The following is a 24829-nucleotide window of genomic DNA, read 5'->3' as shown; positions in this document are numbered from 1 at the left end:
CTGAGCGGTACCCGACCGGAGCCGCCCGGGCCGGGCCCGGCCCGGCCGGGCGGCTCCGCTACGCGGGCGCGCCGGGGGCGGGCGGGACGGGACGGAGGTCCCGGTGGCCCTCGGCCAGCAGGCGGTACCCCTCCGCGTTGACCTTGATGCCGGCGCGCTCGTCCTCGGTCAGCTCCCGCCGGACCTTGGCGGGGACGCCCGCGACCAGGGAACCGGGCGGGACCTCCGTACCCTGGGTCACCACGGCACCGGCCGCCACCAGCGAGCCGGCGCCGATCCGGGCACCGTTCAGCACGGTGGCGTTCATCCCGACCAGGACGTCGTCCTCGATCACGCAGCCGTGCAGCACGGCGTTGTGCCCGACCGAGATCCGTTCGCCCATCACCAGCGGGAAACCGAGGTCGGCATGGAGCGTGCAGTTGTCCTGAACGTTGCTGCCGGCGCCGACCGTGATCGCCTCGGCGTCGCCGCGCAGCACCGCGCCGTACCAGACGCTCGCCCCGGCACCGAGTGTCACGCTGCCGACCACGACCGCGTTCGGCGCGACGAACGCGGTCGGGTCGACGGCGGGTGCCCGGCCCGCGACCTCGGCTATCAACGGCTCTGCCATGCTGCGTCCTCCCGGTGACGACCGCCCATCAGGTGCGGGCCATGATGGCATCCCCGGCCGCCGGACCGGCCGGGGGGCCCGAGCCCGCCGACCCGGCGCCCGCCGGCGCCGGGTCCGCTCCGGGTCCGCTCCGGCCGTTCCGGAGCGGCACTCGGTCAGGCGCCGGTCTGCTCCCGTCGGGCACCGGTCAGGTGCGCGGACCGTCCAGCACGCCCTCCACGGACGGCACGCCGGTGCGGGGCGCACCGGCGGCGGGGGCCGGCGGCGGGCCGCCGCAGACACCGGTGTTGATCAGGTTGTCGAACGCCGCGTTGGTGGCCGGGAGGTCCGAGACGTCGTACGCGTTGACCGAGGCCACGAACTGCCGGCGGTTGTCGGCGTCGCCGAACACGAACGTGTTGTAGCCCGGGATGCCACCGGCGTGGCCCCAGACGTCGCCGCAGGCGGTGGGCGTCCGCTGGAGACCGAGGCCGTACTGCGCCTCGCCGCTCTGCGGGGTGACCGCCTTCATCTCGGCCAGCAGGCGGGCGGGCAGCAGCCGGCCCCCGAGCAGGGCCTTGAGGAAGGTGGTGAGGTCGGCCGTGTTCGAGATTCCCGCGCCGGCCGCGTCCGCCATGCTCGGGTCCAGCTCGGTGACGTCGGCCGGGCCGCTGGGCAGCTTGTAGTAGCCGTGTGCGTGCGGACCGGGGACGGTCGTCGAGTGGATCGGCATCGAGGTGGCGGTCAGGCCCAGCCGCCGGACGATCCGGCGGTCCACCTCGTCGGCCCAGCTGCGACCGGTGACCCGCTCGATCAGCAGCCCGATCACGACGTAGTTGGTGTTGGAGTAGTGCCATCCCTGCCCGGGCGCGAAGTAGGGCTGGTGGCCCTTGGCGATCGCGACGAGCTGCTCCGGCCGGTAGACCGTCCAGCGCCCGGTGTCGAGCCACTGCTGCATCGACTCGGCGCTCTCCTCGTGCGCGAAGGCGTCGTCCTCGGTGTAGTTGAAGAGGCCGCTGGTGTGGTCGAGCAGCTGGCGGACGGTGATGTCGCGTCCACCGGGGACGAGGCCGGGCAGGAAGCGCTCGACCCTGTCGTCCAGGCTCAGCCGGCCCTCGGCGACCAGTTGGAGAACCACCGTGGAGACGAACGTCTTGGTGACGCTGCCGATGCGGAACCGGCCGTCCGCGCCGGCCTTCCGTCCGGTGGCGAAGTCGGCGGTGCCCGCCGCGCCCTTCCACACCGACCGACCGCGCTCGCTGACCCTCGCCAGCGTGGCCGAGGCCCCGCCCTGCTCCACCATCCTGCGTACCGCGTCGTCCAGCGCCTTCACGTCGACGCCCTTCCCGGCTCCCGCCACGGTCACCCCGTCCGGCCCGGGCGCGCCGTGGGCACCGGCCGCCGGGGCGACCACGCCCACCAGGCCGGCGCCGGCCAGCGCGACCGCGAGCACGCGGACCGCCGCGCCGCGCCGGCGCCCGGGCCTCGCCACCCCCGCCCGGTCCGCGGTCTCGCCGCCGACCCCGCCGTCCACCGTTCCCCTGTACGTCCCGGCCATGATGCCTCCCGAATCAGCGCCGACGGGTGTCCACAACACCCTTGCCTTCCATGGCAGCTGACACTCTGCCAGCCGTACACGAAGGAGGCGTCAGCCCCTGGTCCGGACCTTCTCCGCCCCTGGTCCCATCCTTTGCCGCGTGTCGCTCACCCTCAGGTCGGCGGCGCCCCCGACGGGCCTCGGGGTGCGCCTCCGACCAGGGGTGGAGACGCCGGGACGGAGACTCAGGGCCGGCGGCCGGGCGGCTGCCGGCACCGGGGTCGGCACCGGCACCGGCACCGGCCTCGGGATCAGGCGACCGGGGCCTTCACCCGCAGCACCTCGACGAACGCCCGGAGCCACGCCGGGTGGTCGGGCCACGCCCGCGCCGAGACCACCACCCCGTCGACCACCGCTTCGCCGTCCACGTAGCTCGCGCCGGCCGCCCGCACGTCCGGCTCCAGAGCCGGGTAGGCGGCGCTGGTGCGCCCGGCCAGGACCCCGGCGGCGGCCGGAACCAGCGGGCCGTGGCAGATCTGCGCGACCGGCTTCTCGCTCTCGAAGAAGTGCCGGACGATCCGCTGCACGTCCGGATCGTTGCGCAGGTACTCGGGAGCCCGGCCACCGGGGATCACCAGCGCCACGTAGTCGGCCGGGTCGACGTCGGCGAACGCGACGTCGGCGGGCCAGGTGTAGCCGGGCTTCTCGGTGTAGGTGTCGAAGCCGTCGACGAAGTCGTGCACGACGAACTGGAGCCGCTTCTTGGCAGGGGCAGCGATGTCGACCTGGTAGCCCTCCTCGCGCAGCCGCTGGTAGGGGTAGAACACCTCCAGTGACTCCGCGGCGTCCCCGGTGACGAGCAGGATCTTCGATGCCATCGCGACATCCCTCCGAATCGATCGATCGTCAGTTCTGTGACAGGCCCCGCCCGATGGGATCCCGGCGCGGGCCGCACCCAGCGTTCCCCGCCGTACGGGGCCCGCGCAACAGGGCGCACCCAGCGTTCCCCGCCGTACGGGGCCCGCGCAACAGGGCGCACGGGCATCCGACGGCGCATGTGCGCCCCCGTGCGCCGGACGTGGGCGGTGCACGCCCCCTGTACGGCCTGCGCCTAGACTCCCTGCTGCCCGTACCCCTGCCCACGGAGGGAATCCGCCCCGATGTCGGACCGCACCACCTACCTCGTCCTGCCCGGCTACCAGAGCTCCGGCCCGGACCACTGGCAGAGCCGCTGGGAGGCGGGCGACCCGGCGTTCGTCCGGGTCGAGCAGGCGGACTGGGACCACCCGGACCCGGTGGACTGGGTGGCCCGGGTGGACGCGGCGATCGTTGCGGCGGCGGCGCACGGGCCGGTGGTGCTCGTGGCGCACAGCCTGGGCTGCGCGACGGTGGCCCGCTGGGTGGCCGGGGCGCCGGCCGCGCGGACCGCTCTCGTCCGGGGCGCCCTGCTCGTCGCCCCCGCCGACATCGACCACGCCGACGTCCCCGAGCTCCTGGGCTTCCGTCCGGTCGCCCTGCCGCGGTTCCCGTTCCCGGCCGTCGTGGTCTCCAGCACCGACGACCCGTGGGTCACGCCGGACCGTGCCCGCCACTTCGCCGGTTCCTGGGGCGCCCGCTACGTCGAGCCGGGCGCGTACGGGCACCTCAACTCCGACTCGGGGCTCGGCGACTGGCCGGAGGGCCGCGAGCTGCTCGCCGCCCTCTGACACGACGACGGCGCAGCGGCGGCGGACTCGGCGGTCGCGGACTCGGCAGTCGCGGACACGGCGGTCGCGGACACGGCAGCCGGTGACGACGGGGGCCGCCGCCGGGGGCGGACCGGCCGGCATCCCAGACTTCGGGGATGGGAAGTGGATCAGCCCTCCGGACAGAATCGGGGCAGACCGACTACCCGAAGGGTGTGCACCGATGAACCGTCTCTCCCGCTCGTTCGCCGTCCTCGCGCTCAGCGCCACCGCCCTGCTCACCGGGGCGGCGGCCGCCCAGGCCGCCGCCCCGCCCGGCGCCACGACCGGGGACCTCACGGTCGACCCCAAGCCGGTCGAGCAGGTCGCCGCCGCCTACAGGTGCGACGTCGAGTACACCGTCGCCTACTACAGCTACCGCCAGCAGGGCTACCCCGAGCTGGAGTCCCTGCTGCACGCGGAGAAGACCTACGCCCTCTGCGCCGCGGCGGGCTGACCGGCGTCCGGCTCGCCCGGGCCGGGGGCCGGCCGCGGTGCGTGACCGCGGCCGGCCCCTCCCGTTCCCCGGGGCGGGGTTGCCCGGGCGTGACGGGAGCGGTTGGCGGGGCGGTCCCGTTCTCCGGGCGGGCGGCGGGTGTCGGAACTTCTCCCGCAGTTCGCCCGGAGGCCACCCGGCCGGGCGCGACGGCTCCTAGTCTGCGGGCGACGACCCCGACGCCACGCCACCAGGGCGACCAAGGAGAACCCATGACGAACCGTCCGCTCGACGGCAGCAGCCCGGCGGAGCCCGCCGAGGGCCCCGGAGCCTCCCGCCGCCGTTTCCTGCGCGCCACCGGCGCGGCCGGGATCGGCGCGGCGGCGTTCGCCACCGCCGGTGCCGGGGAGGCCTTCGCGGCCCCCGGCGGGGACCGCGCGGACGCCGAGCAGCCCGCCGCCGACGAGCGCGCCGCCGCCGCGGGCCGTCCGTCCGGCACCCGCCCGCCGGTCCGCACCGGTACCGGCCTGGACCGGCTGCCGCACCCGCTGATCGTCGGACACCGCGGTGCCCCCGGCTACCGCCCGGAGCACACCCTGGGCTCGTACGACCTCGCCCTCCAGCTCGGCGCGGACGTCATCGAGCCGGACCTCGTCCCGACCAAGGACGGCCACCTGGTGGTCCGGCACGAGAACAACATCACCGAGACCACGGACGTCGCCGACCACCCGGAGTTCGCGGGCCGGAAGACCTCGAAGACCATCGACGGCGCGGCGCAGACCGGGTGGTTCACCGAGGACTTCACGCTCGCCGAGCTCCGCACCCTGCGGGCCAAGGAGCGGCTGCCGCAGCAGCGTCAGCGGAACACGGTCTACGACGGCCGCTGGGCGATCCCCACCTTCCGCGAGGTGGCCGACTTCGCCCGCAAGCGCGGTCGCGAGCTGGGCCGGGACGTCTGGGTCTACCCGGAGACCAAGCACCCCAGCTACTTCCGGTCGATCGGCCTGCCCCTGGAGGAGCGGCTCGCGGACGAGCTGCGCCGCACCGGGCTGGCCGGGCGCAACGGGCGGGCGATCCTGCAGTCCTTCGAGCCGAGCAGTCTCCAGCGGCTCGCCAAGCTGGTCGACAACCCGCGGATCCAGCTGCTCAGCGGCGCGGCCAGCCGACCGTACGACTTCGAGCTGGCCGGGGACCGGCGCACGGTGGCCGACCTCGTGACCCCGGCCGGGCTGCGCTGGATCGCCGGCTTCGCCCACGGCATCGGCCCGACCACGCAGCTGATCGCACCGGTCGACGCCACCGGCAAGCTCCTTCCGCCGACCACGCTCGTCCGGGACGCACACGCGGCCGGCCTGCTGCTGCACCCCTACACGGTGCGCAACGAGAACGGCTTCCTGCCGCTCGACTACCGCAAGGGCACCGACCCGAACGCGTACGGCGACGCGATCGGCTGGGCCCGGTACCTGTACGAGCTGGGCGTGGACGGGTTCTTCACCGACCAGACCGACACCAGCGTGCTGGCCCGCCAGGACTTCTGGGCCGCCAAGGGCGTGCACTGACACCCGGCGCTCCCGGCTGAACGACCGTGCCCCGGACCGTCGTCGGACGGTCCGGGGCACGGTCGTCGGCGCGTCGCCGGACCCGGCCGGGGTCAGCCGTCGGCGGACCCGTCGTCGGACTGTGTCTGCGCCTGCTCGTCCGGCTTGGTCTGCGGCTGGACGGGCTGGACGGGCTTGGCCGGCTGGGTCGGCTGCGAGGTGCGCGGCCGTCCGGGGGCGGTGTTGCGCCCGCCGGGCCAGGTCGGCGCCGTGTCCGTCGCGGAACCGCCCGGCCACGGGGAGCCCCCGGAACCGGTGGGGCTCCCGGACGGGTCGCGCTTCGGCGGCGGGTCCGGGATGTGGACGGTCGCGAACTCCTTCTCGGGCATGCCCTTGACGGCGTCGCTCATGCCCATCTGCCAGATCGGTCCCGGGCCGGTGGCGCCGAAGACCTCCTCGTAGTACCGGCCGCCGATCCTGATGTTCTTCATCGGCACGCCCTTGGCCGGGCCGCCCAGCCAGACCGAGGCGGCCAGGTTGCCGGTGTAGCCGCTGAACCAGGCCGACTTCTTCTCGTCGCTGGTACCGGTCTTGCCGGCGATCTGCCGGTCGTCGTCGAGGCCGAGGTCGCGCCCGGTGCCGCCCTTCTCGGTGACGCCGAGCAGCACGGTGTTGATGACGTCGGCGGTGTTCTCGGAGAGCACCCGGTCGCACTTGGGCGGGCTGACCGGGATCTCCTTGCCGTCCACCGTGCTGATCCTGCTGATCGCGAGCGGCGCGCAGTAGGTGCCGCGGGCGGCGAAGGTGGCGTAGACGTTGGCCATCGCCAGCGGGCTCACCTCCTGGGTGCCCAGGCCGAGGGCCGGCAGCTCCTCCAGCGGCTTGCCGCTCGCCTTGCCCGCCACGCCGAGCTTGTTGGCCATCTGCTTGACCGCGCAGAGGCCGATCTCCTGCTCCATCTGCACGAAGTAGGTGTTGACCGAGAGCGCCATCGCCTCCTTGAGCTGGTACGGGCCGACCTCGCCCGCGGACTCGTTGGGGATGGTGCCGTTCTTCTTGTCGTTCTTCGCCAGGTTCTTCCAGGTGCCGTCGCAGGTGCTCATCGTCGGCCATTCCATCCGGTTCGGCGACGGGTAGGACTGCGTGGCCGGCAGGCCGGCCTCCAGGGCGGCGGCGGCCACGATCGGCTTGAAGTTGGAGCCCGGCTGGAAGCCGTTGCCACCGCCCATCGCCGCGTCGACGTTGTAGTTGACGACGGTCTGGTTCTTGTTCGGGTCGAGCCCGTACGGGCGGGTCTGGGCCATTGCCAGGATCCGGCCGCTGCCCGGCTCCACCATGGTCATCGCCGCGGAGACCGGGTCGGTCACGTTGACCCGCTTGGTCACCGCGTTCTGCGCGGCCGCCTGCTTGACCGGGTCGAGGGTGGTGTGGACGGCCAGGCCGCCCTGGTCCCACAGCTTCTTGCGTTCGGCGGCGGTCTTGCCGAAGACCGGGTCCTGCTTGACCACCCGACGGACGTACTCGCAGAAGAAGCCCATCCCCGACTGCGCCGTGATGCAGCCGTTCTGCGGCTCCTTGTAGCGCAGGCCGAGCGGCGCGGCCTTGGCCTCGCGGGCCTGCTCCGGGGTGAGGTGCTTGTTCTCCACCATCTTGTCGATGACGGTGTCGCGGCGCTTCTGCGCGGCCACCGGGTGGAGCTTCGGGTCGTACTGGGAGGGGTTCTGCACCAGCCCCGCCAGGGTCGCCGCCTCGGGGACGGTGAGGTCCTTCGCGTCCTTGCTGAAGTACCGCTGGGAGGCGGCCTGGATGCCGTACGCCTGGCGGCCGTAGAAGGTGATGTTCAGGTAGTTGGTGAGGATCTGCTCCTTCGTCAGCTCCTCCTCCAGCTTGATGGCGTACTTGAGTTCCTGGATCTTGCGGCCCAGGGTCTTGCGCTGGGCCGCCAGCACGGCCGCCTGGTCGTCACCGGCCTTCTCGACGTTCACGTTCTTCACGTACTGCTGGGTCAGCGTCGAGGCACCCTGGACGGTGGCGCCGCTCTCGGCGTTCTTGGAGATGGCCCGCAGGACACCCTTGAGGTCGACCGCGCCGTGCTCGTAGAAGCGGGCGTCCTCGATGTCCACCTGGGCCTGGCGTATCAGCGGGGACATCTGGTCGGCGGCGAGCACCGTGCGGTCCCGCTCGAAGACCTTGGCTATCAGGCCGCCCGTCGAGTCGTATATCCAGCTCGCCTGGGTGAGCGGCGGGGTCCTGAAGTCGTCCGGGATGTTGTCGAATCCGTCGACGCTGTTCTTCACCCCGAGGCCGAGGGCGCCGGCCGCCGGCAGGGCGATGCCCGCCAGCAGGACGCCGGCCAGGGTGCTGTAACCGAGGAACTTCACCCCGTGGCCGAGCAGGCCCAACGGGGTCTCGCGGCGCCGGGGACGTGGCACCCAGGTGTCGAAGGGCTCCGGGGAGGCGTTGCGGCGGCTTCTCCGTGACATAGTCGGAACACTACGTCCACGAAAACCGCGCGAGGGGCCGGTGTTGGCCAACCTTGGTCACAAATCGGCGACAGATCGGCCTGGTTGGCGACGGCAGGTGGGCGGGTCGACGAACGGTCCGCCGGACGGGGCGCCCGTTCGCACACGTGCCGACGGTTGGATCAAGGCGGCGGCCGCCGGCCGGCCGGCGGACGGCGCACGGACAGACCGGAGGGGCGGGCGGGCGGCGGCCCGGCGGAGCAGGCAGGCCGGGCACCCGGGCCGGCCCGGCGCGGCCGGCGCGAGTGGACCGGACGGGCGGCCCGCCGGGCGCCCGGCGGGCGCCGTCAGTCGCTCTTCTTCTTCCGCCGAAGGCCCAGGACCGCCCCCACCACGGCCGCCAGGAAGAGCACGCCGAGGGCCTGGTCGAAAGGACCGTCCGAGGAGCCCCCGGGGGCCGACGCGTCCGGCGACGCACCACCGGGCGGGGCGGCGGCACCCGGCGTCGGGGTGGCGGTCGGACGGGGCAGCGGCTTCACGGTGTCCGGAAGCTGACCGTCGTCCAGCGGCGCACGCCAGACCGGGCTGCCCTTGCCCTCGCTGCCGTAGAGCAGGGCCCGGCCGTCCGCGCTGAAGGTGACGGACTCGCCTTGCTGCTGGAACGGGGTCGTGAGCGCGCCGAGGGGGGCCGGCGCGCCGTCCTTCCAGCGGTAGAGGGCGGCCGAGAAGTAGCCGCGCAGGACGAGCCTGGTGCCGTCCGGGGAGAAGGCGCCGTCGGTGATCCACGAGACCTCGCCGATCCGGCGGAAGGTGTTGACACCGGTCGGGGAGAGCTTCTCGGGCCCCTGGTAGAGGCCGCCGCCGCCCTGCCGCTTGCTGGCGATGTAGGCGCGGCCGGTGACGGGGTGGACCATCAGCGCCTCGGCGTCGCGCGGCCCGTCCTCGTAGCGGACCTTGTAGCGCGTCACCTCCACCGTCTGGTCGCGGAGTTCGGCGGGTTCGGCGAAGGCGTAGATCCAGACCTCGGGCCACTTGCCGCCGAGGTTGTCCCCGATGTCGCCGAGGTAGAGCCGGCCGTCCGGACCGAGCGAGACCGCCTCGACGTCGCGCGGTTCGACGCCGCGCAGGGTGACGGTCGCGACGGTGCGGCCCCGGGAGTCGACCGCGTAGACGTACGGGCCGTCGTCGCTGTCGTTGTGGGTCCAGTAGACGCCGGGGTGGACCTGGCTGGCGGCGAGACCGCTGGACTCGGTGATTCGCGGGTCGGTGAGGGTGAACGCCTCGCCGGGGCCGTCGGCGGCGCGGGCGGGCGGTGCGCCGACCGCGAGGACGGCGCAGGCGCCGGTGCAGACGGCGAGCAGCGCGGTGGAGAGCCGCACGGCCGCCCCGGGGCCGGCGGGGTGCGTCGTCGCCGGCCTCTTCGTTCGCATCCTCAGCACCAGCCGATCCTCCCACGGCTCCCGCGACCGGGCCGGACTTCCCTTCTCGTCACCTTGACGAGATCCAGTGCCGCCCCATATCGTCGGCGTGACGACAAGGGGAACGCACTCATGGCCGACATCACCAGGCGCTTCGGACTGCGCCACCTGCGCGCCGTCCCGACCGCCCACATCCGCCACTTCCGGCGCGGCCGCCTCACGCACGACGGCACCGGGCTCGCCTTCTGGTTCCGCCCGCTCACCGCCGCACTCTCCGAAGTCCCGGTCGACGACCGCGAACTCGCCATGCTCTTCCACGCCCGCACCGCCGACTTCCAGGACCTCACCGTCCAGGCCACCCTCACCTACCGGATCACCGACCCGGCCACCGCAGCCACCCGCGTCGACTTCGGCATCGACCCCGACACCGGCGCCTGGCGGGCCGCCCCGCTCGACCAGCTCGCCACCCTGCTCACCGAGACCGCGCAGCAGCACGCCCTCGGCCTGCTCGCCCGCACCCCGCTCGCCGCGGCGCTGGCCGACGGCGTCGCGACCGTCCGCGACCGGATGTCCACCGGTCTCACCGCCGAACCGCGGCTCGCCGAGACCGGGCTCGCCGTCATCGCCGTCCGCGTCGTCGCCCTGCGCCCCGAACCCGAGGTGGAACGCGCGCTGCGCACCCCCGCCCGCGAACTGGTCCAGCAGGAGGCCGACCGGGCCACGTTCGAACGACGGGCCGTCGCGGTCGAGCACGAGCGCGGCATCGCCGAGAACGAACTCGCCAACCGGATCGAACTCGCCCGGCGGGAGGAACAGCTGATCACCCAGCAGGCCGCCAACACCCGGCTCAAGGCCGAGGACGACGCCGCCGCCGACCGGATCCGCACCGACGCCGAGGCCGAGCGCCGCAGCAGGCTCGCGGTCGCCGAGGCCGAGGCCGCCCGGGCGCTCGGCGACGCCCGGGCCTCCAGCGAGGCGGCCTGGCTGGCCGCCCACCAGCAGGCCGACCCGGCCGTGCTGCGGGCTCTCGCCCTCATGCGGCTGGCCGAGCACCTGCCGCGCATCGACAACCTCACGCTCACCCCGGACCTGGTCACCGGCCTGCTCGCCAGGCTCGGCGCCATGGGCGGTCCGGCGGGTGAGGGTCCGGCGGGCGGCGGTACGGCGGGCGGCGGAGGCGCGCGGTGACGCTCGCGCCCCGGGCGGTCCTGGTCCACCGCCGCACCGAGTACGAGGAACTGGTCGCCCACCACGGGACGCCCGGCCAGGCCTCGTACTTCCTGCACAGCCGGGGCCGTTCGATCGAGGACGTCGAGCGGCGCCACCGGCGGCAGGCCGAGGCCCTGGCCCGGGCCGCCGGCGCCGTCCCGCTCGACTGGCGCCGCACCCGGGTCGAACGGGCCGACCTGCCCCGGTTCCTCTTCGAGCCGGAGGACGTGGTGGTCGTGGTCGGCCAGGACGGCCTCGTCGCGAACGTCGCCAAGTACCTCGCCGGGCAACCCGTGATCGGGGTGGACGCCGACCCCGGCCGCAACCCCGGCGTCCTGGTCCGGCACCGCGCGGACGCGCTGCCGCTGCTCCTGCCGGCCGCCGCCGGCCCCGGGGTCTCGCGGCGCGTCGAGGAGCGCACGATGGTCGAGGCGGTGGCCGACGACACCCAGCGGCTGCTCGCGCTCAACGAGGTCTACGTCGGGCAGCCCGGCCACCAGACGGCCCGCTACCGCCTGGCTGTCGAGGGCCTCCCGGGGGACGCTCCGGACGGCCCCGACGCCGGTGAGGCCCAGGCGTCCTCGGGCGTCCTGGTCGGCACCGGCACGGGCGGCACCGGCTGGTGCCGCTCCGCCTGGCTGGAGCGCGGGGCCCCGCTCGCCCTGCCCGGGCCGGACGCCGCGGCACTCGCCTGGTTCGTGCGCGAGGCCTGGCCCTCCCCCGCCACCGGCACCGGCCGGGTGCACGGGCTGCTCGACGCAGGCCACCGGCTGGTCCTGACCGTCGAGTCGGACCGGCTGGTCGCGTTCGGCGACGGCATCGAGAGCGACGCCCTGGAACTCGCCTGGGGCCAGACCGTGCGGGTCGGCGTCGCCGCCGCCCGGCTGCGGCTGCTGGTCTGAGGCCCGGGCGGGGCCGTACGCCCCGGGTCGCGACCCCGCGACCCCGCGACCCGGGACACGGCTCAGGCCGGGCCTGCGGCCTCGGTGTGGCGGACGACCGCGACCGGGCAGTGGGCGTGCTGGATGACCGCCTGGCTGGTGGAACCGAGCAGCAGACCCGCGAAGCCGCCCCGGCCGCGGGCGCCGACCACCATCAGCTGGGCGTCGCGGCTCGCCTCGATCAGGGCCGGGCGGGTGTGCTGCTCCACCAGACGGATCCGGACGTCGACGTCCGGGTACTTCTCGCGCCAGCCGACCACCGCGTCGGCCGGGACCGGCTCCGCCCGGTCGGCCGGACCCGTGTGGGGGTGCCAGGCGTGCAGAGCGGTCAGCGGGGCCCTCCGTGCGGTGGCCTCCGCGAAGGCGAAGCCCACCGCCTCCGCGCCCACGCCCGAGCCGTCCACCGCGACCAGCACGTCGCCCTCCGGATCCGGCCGGCCGCGGACGATCAGTACCGGGCAGGCCGCGTGCGCCGCCAGGTGCACCGCCACCGAGCCGATCACCAGGGCGCTGAACCGGCCGAGCCCGCGGCTGCCGACCACGACCAGGCTCGCGCGGCGTGACCGGCCGGCCAGCACCCCCAGCGGCTCCCCGGTGGCGAGTTCGGCCTCGACCTCCAGGGCCGGATCCAGGGCCCGGGCCCGGCGTCGCGCGTCCGCGAGGACGCCCTCCGCCTGGTGGCGCAGCCCGCCCTCGGCCGGGCCGTTCGGGGAGGGGCCGAGCGACACGTGCATCAGCGGCCAGATGAACGCGTGCACGATCTTCAGTCCGCAGCCGCGCAGCCGGGCCTCGCGGACCCCGACGTCCACGGCGGCCAGGCTCGCCTCCGAGCCGTCCACACCCACCAGTACCGGGTCGCTCATCCGTTGCCTCCGCGCTGTCGAATCCACCTGTTGCCGCCTGCCGTCCGCCGTCGCCCACCCGCGCCCGCCGCCGTCCACCGGACGCCGCCGGGCGCAGCCGGGACGTCTACGGGGTGTCGGCGTCCGCGCCCCGCTCCTGCTCGCGCACCCGCTCGTAGGGCACCACGGCGACCGGGCACGGAGCGTGGTGCAGGACGGCGTGGGCCACCGCGCCCACGTGGACGCCCACCGGCGAGCGGCGCACCCTGCGCCCCACCACCAGCAGCTCCGCGTCCGCCGCGCGCTCGGCCAGCACCCGGGCCGGCCGCGCGTTCACGGTCTCCTCCACCACTGTCACCTGCGGGTACTTCTCGCGCCACGGCAGGATCAGGGCGGCCAGTTCGCGCCGCGCCTGCGCCGACATCTCGCCGGTCACGTCGACACCGGCCGCGATGCCCGCGTACTGGTAGGACGGCGGAAGCGTCCACGCGTACACGGCGCGCACCGGCAGCCGCAGCCGCGCGGCCGACTCGAAGGCGTGGGCGAGCACCTCGTCGGCGCCGTCGTACGGGTCGACGCCGGCGACGACCTCCGCCCCGGCGGGCGCGTCCGGGTCCTCGCCGCGGCGGACCAGCACCACCGGGCAGGCCGCCCGGCCGAGCACCCGGTGGCTCACCGAACCCACCAGGAACCCCGCCACCGTGCCCAGCCCGCGCGAACCGAGCACCAGCAGCCCGGCCTCACCGGCCTCCACGACCAGGGCGCGCACCGCGTCGCCCGGCACGTGCACGGCGGTGACCGCCGCTTCCGAGCACCGGTCCCGCGCCCTCAGCTCGGCCTCGCGCAGCACCACGTCCGCCTGCCGCCGCTCCAGGTCGGCCGTGCCCAGGACCGCCAGCGGCGTGACCGGGCTCGGCCAGGCGTGCACCAGCCGCAACGGCGCGCCGCGGCGGGACGCCTCGTCGGCCGCCCAGTCCAGGGCCGCCAGGCTTTCCGGCGAACCATCGACACCGACCACGACGGGAGCGGACATGGGGGACCTCCGGCATTCGTTCGGAGCGGCCGGGCGGGGTACCTCCCCGGCCGCACCCACCACCCTTCCCGCCGTGGCCCCGTGCACCCAGGGCCCAAGGTCCCCCGCGCGGAGGACCGTCCGGCCCCTGGGACCTGCGGCGGCCCCGAGGCCCCGCGGCGGCGGCGCGGCCTGCGCCGGGCCGCTACGGCAGCGTGAGGATCCGGGGACCGGCCTCGGTGACCGCCACGGTGTGCTCGACGTGCGCGGCCCGGCTGCCGTCGACCGTGCGGATCGTCCACCCGTCCGGGTCGGTGGCGTGCTCGTCCTTGCCCCCTGCGGTGAGCATCGGCTCGATCGCCAGCACCAGCCCCGGCTTCAACGGGAAACCCCGGCCCGGACGGCCCTCGTTCGGGACGTCCGGTTCCTCGTGCATCCGCCGGCCGATGCCGTGGCCACCGAACCCCTCGGGCAGACCGTAGCCCGCCTCGCGCGCCACGCTGCCGATCGCGTGCGCGACGTCGCCGATCCGGTTGCCGACCACGGCCGCCGCGATCCCGGCCTCCAGCGCCCGGCGGGTGGCGGCGATCAGCTCGGAGTCCTCGGGACGCGCCGTGCCGACGGTGAAGCTGACGGCCGCGTCACCGGCCCAGCCGTCCAGCACGGCCCCGCAGTCGATGCTGACGAGGTCACCGTCGCGCAGCCGGTAGCCGTCCGGGATCCCGTGCACCACCACGTCGTTGACGGAGGCGCAGATCACCGCCGGGAACGGTACCGGCGCGAAGCTCGGCCGGTACCCGAGGAAGGGCGAACTCGCGCCCGCGGCCCGCAGCACCTCGCGCGCCACCCGGTCCAGCTCCAGCAGGCTCACCCCGACCGCGGCGGCCCGCTCCACCTCCGCCAGCGCCGTGGCGACCACCCGACCGGCCTCCCGCATCGACGCCAGCGACGCCTCCGACTTGAACTCCACCATGCGATACCTCACTCCTGAGGAGCCAACGCCTCCGCGGGGTCGGCCTCCAATTCTTATACCGGTATTTCTATCACGGTCGGAGGGCGTGCGGGACCTGCGGCCGGGCCACGGGGCGTCCGGGCCACGGAAGGCGCACCCCGGGATGTGGGTCCGGCCGGAGTCACCGAGCCTGGGTTCATGGGATCGATCGTTGTCCTCTTCGAGACGGAGCCCGACCGGGCACTCGGCCCGGACGGAGTCGAGCCCGCGGTGCTGGCGGTGCACGCCGCGGGCGCCGACCCGGACGTCCCCGAGGATCCGCAGCCCCGCACCCTCTGCGGCCTGGACACCGGCCCGATGGAGCACTCCCACTACCGGCCCGCCCGGCCGGGCGAGCCCTGGTACCCGCCGGGGCTGACCGACCGGCGCTGCGCCGAGTGCGAGCGGGCCCTGAGGACACGGTGACCGGGCACGCCGACCGCGGGGCGGCGGCGGGGCGGGTGGCTGTCCGCGGTCGGCGACGGGCCTGACGGGAGCCGATGACCGGGGGCGCTGCCTCCCGCCACGGCGCTGGCCTACCATCGGGGCATGGTGAGGACTCCGCTGACCCCTTGGGAGCGCGAGCGCGGCGAGCGCTTCGGTGCGCTGCTTCGCGAGGCGCGTGGCGCGCGCAGCATGGTGGAGGTGGCGGCGGCGGCCGGCATCTCGGCCGAGACGCTCCGCAAGATCGAGACGGGACGCGCGCCGACACCCGCCTTCTTCACCGTCACCGCCCTGGCCTACGCCCTCGGCCTGTCGCTCGACGACCTCGCCGCCGCGTGCGGGGCCCCGGCCGACGACGAGGCGCTCTCGGCGTAGCCGCCGCGCGGCGAGCAGGACGGACGGGTCGCGCAGGTCGGACGGGCCATTCGGGTCGCGCAGGTCGTGCGGGTCGTGCGGGTCGCGCACGGGCCGAACGGCCGGGTGGGGGGCCGGCCGTTCGGGGCTGCGGTGGCTCCGGCGCGCCTCAGGCGGTGATGCCGCCGTCGAGGACGAGATCGGCGCCGACGGTGTAGGCCGACTCGGGCGAGGCCAGGTGCAGGACGGCCGCGGCGACCTCCTCGACGGCACCGGCGCGACCCACGGGAACGTCGCCCTTCATCCGGTCCGCCTTGTCGGCGGCGGTCTCGCCCGGGCGGGAGGACATACCGGTGTCGACCGGACCGGGGCTGACCAGGTTGATCCGCACGCCTTCGGCGATGTGGTCGCGGGCGGCGCTGCGGGTGAGCGCGGCGACGGCGGCCTTCGAGACGGCGTAGGCGCCCAGGCCCTCCAGACGCATGTGGACGCCCAGGTTGGAGGCGATGTTGACGATGGCTCCGCCGCCGTTGGCCCGCAGGTGGGCGATCTGGTGCTTCATCGCGAGCCAGGTGCCGGTGAGGTTGGTGTCGATCAGCCGCTGCCAGTCCTCCTCGGCGACGTCGGCGACCGGGCCGAGGCCGCCGAGTATGCCGGCGTTGTTGACCGCGATGTCCAGCCCGCCGAGCTGCTCGACGGCCTCCCGGACCAGTCGGGCGGCGTCCTGACCGTCGGCCACGGAGCCGACCAGGGCCACCGCGGTGCCGCCCTCGCCCTCGATCAGGGCGACCGTCTCGGCGAGCGGGCTCGCGGTCCGGCCGGCGACGGCCACCCGGGCCCCTTCACGGGCGAAGGCGAGGGCGACGGCGCGGCCGATGCCGCTGCCACCGCCGGTGACGAGGACGGAGGTACCGGTGAAGCGCGTGGTGGTGCGGGTCATGCGGGGACTCCTCGATCGAGGTCTAAATTGACCGTTCGGTTCAGTATCGGGACAGCAGTTCAGGCAGCAGTTCAGGCAGTGGTGCGGAGCGACGGACGGAAAGGCGGACCGGAGCAGCGGGGTCCGGGCGGGAACGGGCGCGGCGCGGCCCGGGTCAGTCCAGCAGCGCCAGCGCCTGCTCGGAGGCGTCCCGCAGGCGCGCCGAGCCGTCACCGGCCTTGCCGATCACCCGCATGCCCTGGAACAGCACCAGCAGCAGCCGGGCCAGCGCCCGCGGGTCGCGCCCCTCGGGCAACTCCCCCTGGACCCGGGCCCGCACCAGGGCCGCGGTCAGCAGCGTCTCCAGGTGGCCGAGGCTGGCCTCCACCCGACGGGCCGCGCCCTGGTCGTGCGGGGCCAGCTCGACCGCCGTGTTGGTGACGAAGCAGCCGCGCCGCGGACCGCCCTCACCGTCCGCGGCGGACTCCCCCGCGAAGCGGCGGACCAGCGCACGGACGGCCGGCAGCACCGGCCCGGGCTGGGACAGCTCGGAGAGCAGCAACGGGTTCTGCTGCTCCCCGTACCGCTCCAGCGCGCGCAGGTAGAGCTCGCGCTTGCTGCCGAAGGTGGCGTAGATGCTGGCGCGGGCGATCCCGAGGTGGTCGACCAGGTCGGCCATCGAGGTGGCCTCGTAGCCACGCCGCCAGAAGAGCTCCAGAGCGGACTGGAGCGCCACGTCGGGATCGAATTCCTTGGTTCGCGCCATGCCTGAACCGTAGCCTTTTCCAGATCGATCGGTCAAGAAAGATTGAAGGAGATCGAACCGGGCGGACGAGGAGCCGGGACGCACCGGGGCGGCGCCTGCCAGTATCCCCGCACGGAGCTCCGTGAAAGGCGGACGACGGGCGGGCCCCGGTCCGCGGGTCGCCCGGTCCGCCGATCCTCGGGGCATCGGCGGACCGGGCGACCGGAGGTCGACCGTGCGGGGCCGGAGGGCGGCGGGCCGGCCGCCGCACCCCGTCAGACCACCGTCGGCAGCGGCGGTTCGACCGCCAGCGGGGCGGAGCTGCGGGCCCGGTGCTGTACGGCCCAGGTGGTCAGGGCGACCGTGCAGGCGTGGTCGAGGTGGCGCAGCCCCGACCAGTCCAGCTCGACCGGACGGTCCGCCGGGAGCCGCTCCAGCGCGTCGAGCAGCCGGGGGAGGCGCAGGAAGGTCGCGTTGCCGCTCAGCCGGACCCGCAGGCTGGGCCCGCCGGGGCCGTCCGCGGCGGGCGGCAGCTCCTCCACCCCGATCTGCAGGTGCGAGGTCTGCCAGGCCGACTTCACGACGGCCAGGCCGACGCCGATCAGCACTCCTTCGAACAGGTCGGTGGTGATGACCGAGACGGCCGTCACCGCGAGCACCGCCGCCTCGCCCCGGTGGTCCCGGCAGAGCGCGACCGTCCGCCGCACCGGGACCAGTTTGGCGCCCGCGTGCACCAGGACGGCGGCCAGCGCGGTCAGCGGGACCAGCCCGAGCGCACCCGGCAGCAGGGCGGTGAAGAGCAGCAGCCAGCAGCCGTGCAGCACCCTGGAGGCCTTCGTCCGGGCGCCGGCCTGGACGTTGGCGGCGCTGCGGACGATCACCGCGGTCATCGGCAGTGCCCCGAGCAGCCCGCAGAGGGTGTTGCCGACGCCCTGCGCGGTGAGTTCGCGGTCGTAGTGGGTGCGCGGGCCGTGGTGCATCCGGTCGACGGCCGCGGCACTGAAGAGGGTCTCGGCGGAGGCGATCAGGGTGAAGGCGAGAATGGTGCCGACGCCCGCCGTGCCGGCCAGGGCGCCGAGCGCGGCGCGGTCGGGGAGCTGGACCACGTCGACCAGGGCGGCCACCCGCACCCGGGCCACCGGCAGGTCCGCCGCGGCCGTGACCGCGGCGGCCAGGCCGACCGCGGCCAGCGGGGCCGGCACCGCCCGGGCGAGCCGGGGCGGCAGGTACTTCCAGGCGACGAGGACCAGCAGGGTGCCCGTGCCGAGCGCCACCGCCGCGGGGTTCGCGACACCGGTGACGGCGTCGCGCAGCAGGGCGGGGACACCGGCGATCTTCTCGGTACCGGTGCCGGGGGCCCGGCGGTCGGCGAGCGCGTAGAGCTGCCCGAAGAGCAGGGTGAGGCCGATGCCGGCCAGCATGCCGTGCACCACCGAGGCCGACATCGCACGGAACCAGCGCCCCAACCTCATCGCCCCCATGGCGAGTTGGAGCAGTCCGGTGAGCAGCACCAGCATCCCGAGGGCGGCGGCGCCGTACTGCTGGACGGCCTCGTAGACGAGGACGGTCAGGCCGGCGGCCGGTCCGCTGACCTGGAGGCTGCTGCCCGGCAGGGCGCCGACCACCAGGCCCCCGACGATGCCGGTGACGAGGCCGAGTTCGGCCGGCACCCCGGAGGCGACGGCGACGCCCACGCAGAGCGGGAGGGCGACCAGGAAGACCACCAGGGAGGCGGGCAGGTCGTGGCGCCAGGGCACGGCGCGCAGCGCTTCGACCGGGGCGTGGCGCAGGGCGCGGCGGGGGCGGGCGCGCCCGGGCGGGGCGTTGTGGCGCGGGCCGGCGGGCGGACTCTTGCGCCGGCGGGGCAGGCCGTTCACCGGACCACCGCCCCGGCACACGGGGGGAGGTCGAGGGCGGTGGGGCGGGTGGCCCCGGCGACGGGGCGGGCGGCCCCGGTCGCGGAGCAGGTGGTCCCGGCGGCCGGGGTTTCGGGCAGGGGGCGGCGTCGGGGCATGGGGCGATTCCTTCCGTGCGCCCGCCACGGCGGGCACTCAGCTGCTGGGAGGGCGGAACGGCGGCGGGCGGGGCCGGCGGGCCCGGCGGGCGGGACGGGCCCACCGCCGGGTGGTCCCGGGCGATCCCGGATGGTCCCGGGTGAAGCGGAGCGGACCGGGCGTGCGCGGACCCGGCGGTCCGGGTGCGCGGGCGGCGGCGGGTGGCGGGTCGGGGCCGGTGCGGTCGCGCGGGCGGGTCGCCCCGGCGGAGTACGGGCGGCGGGCCGGGCGCACTCGGGCCCGAGCCGCCGGAGCTTCCCGCGTCGTCCTTGAGCATCCTTGGGCTTGCTGCGAACGGGACCCGAGCGCCGGAGCTCCCCCGCTCCCCGATCGGCCCTCAACCCCCCTTGCCGCGACCCGAGTTGAACATGGCAACCATGACGGGTCCGGCGTGCCACCGACGGTACCCAGCGGCCCGCGGCAGGCCAACCTCCCCCACCGTCCCTTCACGCGGGACACACGCGAGGCTCGCTTTCGGACCGGAATCCGGGCTTCGGACGGGCACGCACGTTCGCCGGTCGAGCGCCCGGCCGAGAACCCGGCCCGGCGGTCGGCCGCCCGGTCGACGGGCCGGACGGCCGCCGAACGGGCCGCCGCGGGCCCCACTGCGCGACCGGCGGGTCGGCGACCGGAGGCGCCGACCCCACTTCCACATTCTGTTGAACCTCCCCTTGACGCCTCGCCGCGGCCCGCCATACTTTGTTTCCGCATAAAGAAACCTTTCTTCCGTATGGTGGAATTCTGGAGATGAGCCCTCCGATTCCCTGCGGGCCGACGACGCAGGAGAAGTCCGATGCCTCGTATGACAGCCGCCCGCGCGGCCGTGGAGATCCTCAAGCTCGAAGGCGTCGAGGTCGCGTTCGGCGTGCCGGGTGCGGCGATCAACCCCTTCTACGCCGCCCTCAAGGCCTCCGGCGGGATCCGGCACACGCTGGCCCGCCACGTCGAGGGCGCCTCCCACATGGCGGAGGGCTACACCCGGACCCGGACCGGGAACATCGGCGTCTGCATCGGCACCTCCGGGCCGGCCGGCACCGACATGATCACCGGCCTCTACTCGGCGATCGCCGACTCCGTCCCGATCCTGTGCATCACCGGCCAGGCCCCGGTCGCCCGCCTGCACAAGGAGGACTTCCAGGCGGTCGACATCGCCTCGATCGCCAAGCCCGTGACCAAGGCCGCCACCACCGTGCTGGAGGCGGCACAGGTCCCCGGCGTCTTCCAGCAGGCCTTCCACCTGATGCGCTCGGGCCGCCCGGGCCCGGTCCTGATCGACCTGCCGATCGACGTCCAGCTCACCGAGATCGAGTTCGACCCCGAGGCGTACCAGCCGCTGCCGGTCTACCGGCCCACCGCCAACCGCATCCAGATCGAGAAGGCCCTCGCGCTGCTCCAGCAGTCCGAACGGCCGCTGATCGTGGCCGGCGGCGGCGTGATCAACGCGGACGCCGCCGAACTGCTGCGGGAGTTCGCCGAACTCACCGGCGTCCCGGTGGTGCCGACCCTGATGGGCTGGGGCGTCGTCCCGGACGACCACGAGCTGCACGCCGGCATGGTCGGCCTGCAGACCTCCCACCGCTACGGCAACGAGAACTTCCTCGCCTCGGACTTCGTGCTCGGCATCGGCAACCGCTGGGCCAACCGCCACACCGGCGGCCTGGACGTCTACACCGCCGGCCGCACCTTCGTCCACGTCGACGTCGAACCGACCCAGATCGGCAGGATCTTCGCCCCCGCCCTCGGGATCGCCTCGGACGCCGGGGCGGCGCTCGAGCTGTTCGTCGAGGTGGCCGGGGAGCTCAAGGCCGCCGGCGTCCTCAGGGACCGCAGCGCCTGGGCCGCCTCCACCCAGGAGCGCAAGGCGCGGCTCCAGCGCCGCACCCACTTCGACGACGTCCCGATCAAGCCGCAGCGCGTGTACGAGGAGATGAACAGGGCGTTCGGGCCGGAGACCCGGTACGTCACCACGATCGGCCTCTCGCAGATCGCCGGCGCGCAGCTGCTGCACGTCTACCGGCCGCGGCACTGGATCAACTGCGGCCAGGCCGGGCCGCTCGGTTGGACCGTGCCGGCCGCCCTGGGTGTCGCCACCGCGGACCCGGAGGGCCAGGTCGTCGCGCTCTCGGGCGACTACGACTTCCAGTTCATGATCGAGGAGCTGGCGGTCGGCGCGCAGCACCGGATCCCGTACGTCCACGTCCTCGTGAACAACGCCTACCTGGGCCTGATCCGTCAGGCGCAGCGGAACTTCGACATCGACTTCCAGGTCAAGCTGGAGTTCGAGAACATCAACGCGCCGGAACTGGGCGTCTACGGCGTGGACCACGTCAAGGTCGCCGAGGGTCTGGGCTGCAAGGCGATCCGGGTCACCGAACCGGAGGGGCTGCTGCCGGCCTTCGAGGAGGCCAAGAAGCTGGCCGCCGAGTTCCGGGTCCCGGTGGTGGTCGAGGCGATCCTGGAGCGGGTCACCAACATCTCGATGGCCGCCGCCGACATCGACAAGGTGGTGGAGTGGGAGGAGGCCGCCACGCTCCCGGAGCACGCCCCCACGGCGATCCGGCCGCTGGCACCCTGATCCGTCCCGGCCGCCGCCGCACCCGGTCGCTCACCGGGTGCGGCGGGGACCGGGGCCGCGGCACGGAAGGAGGCCGGGTACGGACGGCCGGGTACGGACGGCCGGACGCGGTCGGCCGGGCGCGGTCGGCCGGGCGCGGCGCACACCGCACCGACGGCCCGAGGCGTTCGGAACGAGGGCCGTACGGGTACGTACCAGGGGCCGCCCGCGCGCGACCGCGGCGCGCGGGACTCTCCGTCCCGGGAGGCCGACGCCGTGTCCTTCACCATGACCAGCTCCGAACGCGAGCGCTTCCTGGCCGCCGTCCACGTCGGCGTCCTCGCCGTCGGCGGCGCCGGTCCGGCCGGCGCCCCGCTGGCCGTCCCGATCTGGTACTCCTACCGGCCCGGCGGGCTGGTCACCGTCCTCACCGGCCGCGACTCCGCCAAGGCCCGGCGGATCCGGACGGCCGGCCGCTTCACGCTCTGCGCCCAGCAGGAGGAACCACCCTGCCGCTACGTGAGCGTCGAAGGGCCGGTGGTGGCGTTCGAGGACCGGCTCGACCCGGACGAGCGGGCCGCCATGGCCCGCCGCTACCTCTCCCCCGCCACCGTGCCGGCCTACCTGGCGGCCACCGCCGACCAGCTCACGGCCGACATAGCCATCCGGATGCGGCCCGAACGGTGGCTCAGCGCCGACTTCTCCGCCGTCGCCGAACGGCTGGCCGGACCGCCCGCCCCGGAACACCCGCGGCCCGTCGACGGTTGAGCGAGCGGGAGCGGCTACCGTTCCTGACGAGCCCGGTCCGTTACCGAAATCCGCAGACCCTCCGAAGGGGACCACACCGTGAGCCTGTACGACATCCCGCTGCGCACGCTGTCCGGCGAGGCCGCCTCGCTGGCCGACTACAAGGGCAAGGCGCTGCTGATCGTCAACGTCGCCTCCAAGTGCGGCCTGACCCCGCAGTACGCGGGCCTGGAGCGGCTCCAGGAGCGCTACGCCGAGCGCGGGTTCACCGTGCTGGGCTTCCCGTCGAACCAGTTCGCCGGGCAGGAGCCGGGCAGCGCGGAGGAGATCCAGACCTTCTGCTCCACCACCTACGGCGTCTCCTTCCCCCTGTTCGAGAAGACCGACGTCAACGGCGAGGGCCGGCACCCGCTGTACGCCGCGCTGACCCGGACCGAGGACGCCGAGGGCCAGGCCGGGGACGTCTCCTGGAACTTCGAGAAGTTCCTCGTCTCGCCCGACGGCACGGTGGCCGCCCGGATCCGGCCGCGCACGGAGCCGGAGTCGGACGAGGTCGTCGCCGCCATCGAGGCCGTGCTCCCGGCCTGACGCGCACGCGCGACCCGCACGCCGGAGGGCCCGGGGCACCCGGGCCCTCCGGCGTGCCCGCACCCGGTCGGCGGACCGGCGGACGTCGCCGGCTCAGGAGCAGCGGTAGGGGAACGAGGTGGCCGTCGTCCGGGCCTGCGGCGAGAGGATCTCCAGGGTCGCGGTGGCCTCCAGCGCACCCCGCCCCTCGAAGCTCCAGCGCAGCACCAGTTCGGTGCGGTGGGCGCCGGAGCGGACGTCCTGGAGGATCTCGCCGGAGGTCGTGCCGTCGCTGCGCAGCCAGCGGTACCGGAGGGTGCCGGCCCCGCCGTTGGTCTCCACCGTGGCCGTGATCACCGCCGTGCCCCCGCAGCCGGGGGTCTCCTGGCCGCTGGTCACACCGACGCCGGTGACCGCGAGGTCGGGTGCCCGGAGGCGCCAGAAGAGGAGGGCGAGGACGGCCGCCAGCACCGCCACCGGCACCAGCCACCGCCGCACCCGGCGGCCCCGGCGCGGCTCCTCCGCACCGGGGACGGCCCGGCCGTGCCAGACGGCGGCGGCCTGCGGGGGGACTCCGGGACCGAAGCGCCGCAGCTCGCCCGGGGCGAACGGTCGCCCGGCCTCCGGGCCGTCGCCGGCCGGTCCCGTAGCGGGCGTTGCCGCGGCGGCCGGTCCCGCGCCGGGCGGGGGCGGGCAGGGGACGGTGCTGCCGTACGCCGGGGTGTCCATCGGCGCGGTGGTCTCCGCCGGTTGAGCGGCGCCGCCCCAGACGCGGGGGTCGAGGAACGTCGCACTCGCAGCCTCGGTGGGGTCGATCCGCACGGTGGCCTCGGCGTCCGGCCCGCCGGCTCCGGGCACCGGCACCGGCACCGGCGGCGCGGCGGGGCGGTCCGGCCGGACCGTCCGCTCCGGTGCCACCGGACCGGACCCGAGCCGGACGGTCGCCCGACCGCCGTCCCCGCCCTCGGCCCCGTCCCCGCCCTGGGCGAGCCGGACCGTCACCTCGGCGTCGCCGTCGCCCCCGCCGGGCCCCGGGCGGACGCTCTCCCCGCCCTGGGCAAGCCGGACGGTCCGGTCAGCGTCCGGGACCGGGACCGGGACCGGGGCGGAGTCTGGTCGGGACGTGGACATGGCTCCTCCAGCGAGCGGGATCGGGATCGGGACGGGTCGTCCGGACGCAGGCCGGTCACGGACCGGACCGGGTGGGTGCGGATCAGCGGGGCGGGTCGCAGAGGTAGGCGGCCACGTCGGCCGACGTCCGGCCCGGCTTCGCCGCAGCCGGCATGGTGCCGACGCGCACACCCCAGGTCGGGAAGGTGTCGGCCGAGCCGAAGTCGTGCGTCCGGGTCACGGTGGCGCGACCGTCGCGGACCACCACCGTCTCGGTCGCGACGGTGACCGCCCGGCCGCCCGAGCTGTGGTACCAGCTCAGCGTGAGGTCTCCGGTGCCCGCGCCCTGGGCGACCACCGTGACCGTCGCGGTCACGCTCCAGCGCCCGGCGCAGGTCAGCGAGTCGACGTTCACCGTGCCGACCGTCACCCTCGCCGGAGCGACGGTCGCGGTCGGCGCCGGACCGAGGGTCGGGCTCGGACCCGCGGTGGTGGGCGCGCCGCCGACGGGCGGGGCCGACGGGGGCCCGACGGTCGGGGCCGTGGTGGGCGCGGCGGTGGGCACGCCGCCGCCGGGCGGCGCCGGCGGCAGGCCGGTGGTGGGACCGGCGGAGCCGGGCGGGAGCCCCGGCACCG

The 24829-nt window shown here is 75.1% G+C and carries 23 protein-coding genes and 1 pseudogene; 10 read left to right on the top strand and 14 right to left on the bottom strand.

The features are described 5' to 3' along the window. Window positions 1–58 precede the first annotated feature (58 nt). From ABZY91_RS34815 to ABZY91_RS34805, 3 genes are all read right to left on the bottom strand, one after another. Window positions 59–610 carry a gamma carbonic anhydrase family protein gene (locus tag ABZY91_RS34815; RefSeq protein WP_355407326.1) on the bottom strand — a complete coding sequence of 184 codons (552 nt, stop codon included), beginning with the start codon at window positions 608–610 and terminating at the stop codon, window positions 59–61. Between the two features lie 187 nt (window positions 611–797). After that, a complete protein-coding gene (locus tag ABZY91_RS34810; protein WP_355407324.1) occupies window positions 798–2147 on the bottom strand; it encodes a serine hydrolase domain-containing protein in 1350 nt (449 codons plus the stop codon). 290 nt (window positions 2148–2437) lie between these two features. Further along, window positions 2438–3004, bottom strand: coding sequence for a DJ-1/PfpI family protein (locus ABZY91_RS34805; protein WP_329879263.1), 567 nt, complete (start codon window positions 3002–3004; stop codon window positions 2438–2440). A 282-nt stretch (window positions 3005–3286) separates the two neighbouring features. Between ABZY91_RS34805 and ABZY91_RS34800 the strand changes: the two genes are divergently transcribed. From ABZY91_RS34800 to ABZY91_RS34790, 3 genes are all read left to right on the top strand, one after another. After that, on the top strand, window positions 3287–3832 hold the full coding sequence (locus ABZY91_RS34800; protein ID WP_355407322.1) for an alpha/beta hydrolase: 546 nt from the start codon (window positions 3287–3289) through the stop codon (window positions 3830–3832). A gap of 202 nt (window positions 3833–4034) precedes the next feature. Beyond that, window positions 4035–4307, top strand: a complete 273-nt coding sequence (locus tag ABZY91_RS34795; protein ID WP_355407320.1) for a hypothetical protein — start codon at window positions 4035–4037, stop codon at window positions 4305–4307. A 251-nt stretch (window positions 4308–4558) separates the two neighbouring features. Next, window positions 4559–5845 carry a glycerophosphodiester phosphodiesterase gene (locus tag ABZY91_RS34790; RefSeq protein ID WP_355407318.1) on the top strand — a complete coding sequence of 429 codons (1287 nt, stop codon included), beginning with the start codon at window positions 4559–4561 and terminating at the stop codon, window positions 5843–5845. 92 nt (window positions 5846–5937) lie between these two features. Here the strand turns inward: ABZY91_RS34790 and ABZY91_RS34785 are convergent, their stop codons facing one another. Both ABZY91_RS34785 and ABZY91_RS34780 read right to left on the bottom strand, forming a co-directional pair. Then, window positions 5938–8307 carry a transglycosylase domain-containing protein gene (locus ABZY91_RS34785; protein WP_355407316.1) on the bottom strand — a complete coding sequence of 790 codons (2370 nt, stop codon included), beginning with the start codon at window positions 8305–8307 and terminating at the stop codon, window positions 5938–5940. Window positions 8308–8633: 326 nt separating this feature from the next. Continuing rightward, window positions 8634–9716 (bottom strand): hypothetical protein, encoded by a 1083-nt coding sequence (locus ABZY91_RS34780; RefSeq protein ID WP_355407314.1) that lies wholly within the window; start codon window positions 9714–9716, stop codon window positions 8634–8636. A gap of 120 nt (window positions 9717–9836) precedes the next feature. On the opposite strand from ABZY91_RS34780, the gene ABZY91_RS34775 reads away from it, so the two are divergent. Together ABZY91_RS34775 and ABZY91_RS34770 are read left to right on the top strand one after the other, a co-directional pair. After that, window positions 9837–10892, top strand: coding sequence for an SPFH domain-containing protein (locus ABZY91_RS34775; protein ID WP_355407312.1), 1056 nt, complete (start codon window positions 9837–9839; stop codon window positions 10890–10892). Beyond that, window positions 10889–11815, top strand: a complete 927-nt coding sequence (locus tag ABZY91_RS34770; RefSeq protein WP_329951788.1) for a hypothetical protein — start codon at window positions 10889–10891, stop codon at window positions 11813–11815. Before ABZY91_RS34775 ends, ABZY91_RS34770 begins: the two co-directional genes overlap by 4 nt. A 62-nt stretch (window positions 11816–11877) precedes the next feature. Here ABZY91_RS34770 and ABZY91_RS34765 read toward each other — a convergent pair whose 3' ends face one another. From ABZY91_RS34765 to map, 3 genes are all read right to left on the bottom strand, one after another. Next, window positions 11878–12717, bottom strand: a complete 840-nt coding sequence (locus ABZY91_RS34765) for a universal stress protein (protein ID WP_329951789.1) — start codon at window positions 12715–12717, stop codon at window positions 11878–11880. Window positions 12718–12823: 106 nt separating this feature from the next. Beyond that, window positions 12824–13729 carry a universal stress protein gene (locus ABZY91_RS34760; protein WP_355407310.1) on the bottom strand — a complete coding sequence of 302 codons (906 nt, stop codon included), beginning with the start codon at window positions 13727–13729 and terminating at the stop codon, window positions 12824–12826. Between the two features lie 184 nt (window positions 13730–13913). Then, window positions 13914–14681, bottom strand: a complete 768-nt coding sequence (gene map / locus ABZY91_RS34755; RefSeq protein WP_355407308.1) for a type I methionyl aminopeptidase — start codon at window positions 14679–14681, stop codon at window positions 13914–13916. 177 nt (window positions 14682–14858) lie between these two features. Between map and ABZY91_RS34750 the strand changes: the two genes are divergently transcribed. Together ABZY91_RS34750 and ABZY91_RS34745 are read left to right on the top strand one after the other, a co-directional pair. Continuing rightward, on the top strand, window positions 14859–15125 hold the full coding sequence (locus ABZY91_RS34750) for a hypothetical protein (RefSeq protein ID WP_329879274.1): 267 nt from the start codon (window positions 14859–14861) through the stop codon (window positions 15123–15125). A 123-nt stretch (window positions 15126–15248) separates the two neighbouring features. Next, window positions 15249–15518 carry a helix-turn-helix transcriptional regulator gene (locus tag ABZY91_RS34745; RefSeq protein ID WP_329879275.1) on the top strand — a complete coding sequence of 90 codons (270 nt, stop codon included), beginning with the start codon at window positions 15249–15251 and terminating at the stop codon, window positions 15516–15518. Window positions 15519–15666: 148 nt separating this feature from the next. On the opposite strand, the gene ABZY91_RS34740 is transcribed toward ABZY91_RS34745, so the two are convergent. The 4 genes from ABZY91_RS34740 to ABZY91_RS34725 all read right to left on the bottom strand — a co-directional run bounded on the left by ABZY91_RS34740 (window position 15667) and on the right by ABZY91_RS34725 (window position 19175). Continuing rightward, complete coding sequence (locus ABZY91_RS34740) at window positions 15667–16437, bottom strand: SDR family oxidoreductase (protein WP_355407305.1); 771 nt, start codon at window positions 16435–16437, stop codon at window positions 15667–15669. Window positions 16438–16591: 154 nt separating this feature from the next. After that, window positions 16592–17182, bottom strand: a complete 591-nt coding sequence (locus ABZY91_RS34735; protein WP_329879277.1) for a TetR family transcriptional regulator — start codon at window positions 17180–17182, stop codon at window positions 16592–16594. A 254-nt stretch (window positions 17183–17436) separates the two neighbouring features. Then, window positions 17437–18951 (bottom strand): SulP family inorganic anion transporter, encoded by a 1515-nt coding sequence (locus ABZY91_RS34730; RefSeq protein WP_355407328.1) that lies wholly within the window; start codon window positions 18949–18951, stop codon window positions 17437–17439. A gap of 83 nt (window positions 18952–19034) precedes the next feature. Beyond that, a complete protein-coding gene (locus ABZY91_RS34725) occupies window positions 19035–19175 on the bottom strand; it encodes a hypothetical protein (RefSeq protein ID WP_355407303.1) in 141 nt (46 codons plus the stop codon). A gap of 833 nt (window positions 19176–20008) precedes the next feature. Between ABZY91_RS34725 and gcl the strand changes: the two genes are divergently transcribed. The 3 genes from gcl to ABZY91_RS34710 all read left to right on the top strand — a co-directional run bounded on the left by gcl (window position 20009) and on the right by ABZY91_RS34710 (window position 23104). After that, window positions 20009–21790 carry a glyoxylate carboligase gene (gene gcl / locus ABZY91_RS34720; RefSeq protein WP_355407301.1) on the top strand — a complete coding sequence of 594 codons (1782 nt, stop codon included), beginning with the start codon at window positions 20009–20011 and terminating at the stop codon, window positions 21788–21790. Window positions 21791–22045: 255 nt separating this feature from the next. Continuing rightward, window positions 22046–22537 (top strand): pyridoxamine 5'-phosphate oxidase family protein, encoded by a 492-nt coding sequence (locus ABZY91_RS34715; RefSeq protein WP_329951794.1) that lies wholly within the window; start codon window positions 22046–22048, stop codon window positions 22535–22537. Between the two features lie 78 nt (window positions 22538–22615). Then, complete coding sequence (locus tag ABZY91_RS34710; protein WP_329951795.1) at window positions 22616–23104, top strand: glutathione peroxidase; 489 nt, start codon at window positions 22616–22618, stop codon at window positions 23102–23104. A gap of 93 nt (window positions 23105–23197) precedes the next feature. Here ABZY91_RS34710 and ABZY91_RS34705 read toward each other — a convergent pair whose 3' ends face one another. Together ABZY91_RS34705 and ABZY91_RS34700 are read right to left on the bottom strand one after the other, a co-directional pair. Beyond that, window positions 23198–24214, bottom strand: a complete 1017-nt coding sequence (locus tag ABZY91_RS34705) for a hypothetical protein (protein ID WP_355407299.1) — start codon at window positions 24212–24214, stop codon at window positions 23198–23200. 82 nt (window positions 24215–24296) lie between these two features. Then, window positions 24297–24829 (bottom strand): annotated as a pseudogene (locus ABZY91_RS34700) (hypothetical protein); the annotation flags it as partial.

The organism is Kitasatospora sp. NPDC002965 (genome assembly GCF_040611255.1).
GTDB lineage: Bacteria > Actinomycetota > Actinomycetes > Streptomycetales > Streptomycetaceae > Kitasatospora.
Note: the sequence above shows the minus strand (reverse complement) of the source record. Positions and strands in the feature narration are given on the sequence as shown.

Bases quoted from the DNA above. Each gene is read 5' to 3' on its own strand.
- ABZY91_RS34800 (WP_355407322.1), top strand. From the start codon at position 3,287: ATGTCGGACCGCACCACCTACCTCGTCCTGCCCGGCTACCAGAGCTCC.
- ABZY91_RS34735 (WP_329879277.1), bottom strand. From the start codon at position 17,182: ATGGCGCGAACCAAGGAATTCGATCCCGACGTGGCGCTCCAGTCCGCT.
- ABZY91_RS34795 (WP_355407320.1), top strand. From the start codon at position 4,035: ATGAACCGTCTCTCCCGCTCGTTCGCCGTCCTCGCGCTCAGCGCCACC.
- ABZY91_RS34750 (WP_329879274.1), top strand. From the start codon at position 14,859: ATGGGATCGATCGTTGTCCTCTTCGAGACGGAGCCCGACCGGGCACTC.
- ABZY91_RS34785 (WP_355407316.1), bottom strand. From the start codon at position 8,307: ATGTCACGGAGAAGCCGCCGCAACGCCTCCCCGGAGCCCTTCGACACC.
- ABZY91_RS34740 (WP_355407305.1), bottom strand. From the start codon at position 16,437: ATGACCCGCACCACCACGCGCTTCACCGGTACCTCCGTCCTCGTCACC.
- ABZY91_RS34760 (WP_355407310.1), bottom strand. From the start codon at position 13,729: ATGTCCGCTCCCGTCGTGGTCGGTGTCGATGGTTCGCCGGAAAGCCTG.
- ABZY91_RS34765 (WP_329951789.1), bottom strand. From the start codon at position 12,717: ATGAGCGACCCGGTACTGGTGGGTGTGGACGGCTCGGAGGCGAGCCTG.
- ABZY91_RS34725 (WP_355407303.1), bottom strand. From the start codon at position 19,175: ATGCCCCGACGCCGCCCCCTGCCCGAAACCCCGGCCGCCGGGACCACC.
- ABZY91_RS34790 (WP_355407318.1), top strand. From the start codon at position 4,559: ATGACGAACCGTCCGCTCGACGGCAGCAGCCCGGCGGAGCCCGCCGAG.
- ABZY91_RS34745 (WP_329879275.1), top strand. From the start codon at position 15,249: ATGGTGAGGACTCCGCTGACCCCTTGGGAGCGCGAGCGCGGCGAGCGC.
- ABZY91_RS34780 (WP_355407314.1), bottom strand. From the start codon at position 9,716: ATGCGAACGAAGAGGCCGGCGACGACGCACCCCGCCGGCCCCGGGGCG.
- ABZY91_RS34775 (WP_355407312.1), top strand. From the start codon at position 9,837: ATGGCCGACATCACCAGGCGCTTCGGACTGCGCCACCTGCGCGCCGTC.
- ABZY91_RS34705 (WP_355407299.1), bottom strand. From the start codon at position 24,214: ATGTCCACGTCCCGACCAGACTCCGCCCCGGTCCCGGTCCCGGTCCCG.
- ABZY91_RS34815 (WP_355407326.1), bottom strand. From the start codon at position 610: ATGGCAGAGCCGTTGATAGCCGAGGTCGCGGGCCGGGCACCCGCCGTC.
- gcl (WP_355407301.1), top strand. From the start codon at position 20,009: ATGCCTCGTATGACAGCCGCCCGCGCGGCCGTGGAGATCCTCAAGCTC.
- ABZY91_RS34805 (WP_329879263.1), bottom strand. From the start codon at position 3,004: ATGGCATCGAAGATCCTGCTCGTCACCGGGGACGCCGCGGAGTCACTG.
- ABZY91_RS34810 (WP_355407324.1), bottom strand. From the start codon at position 2,147: ATGGCCGGGACGTACAGGGGAACGGTGGACGGCGGGGTCGGCGGCGAG.
- map (WP_355407308.1), bottom strand. From the start codon at position 14,681: ATGGTGGAGTTCAAGTCGGAGGCGTCGCTGGCGTCGATGCGGGAGGCC.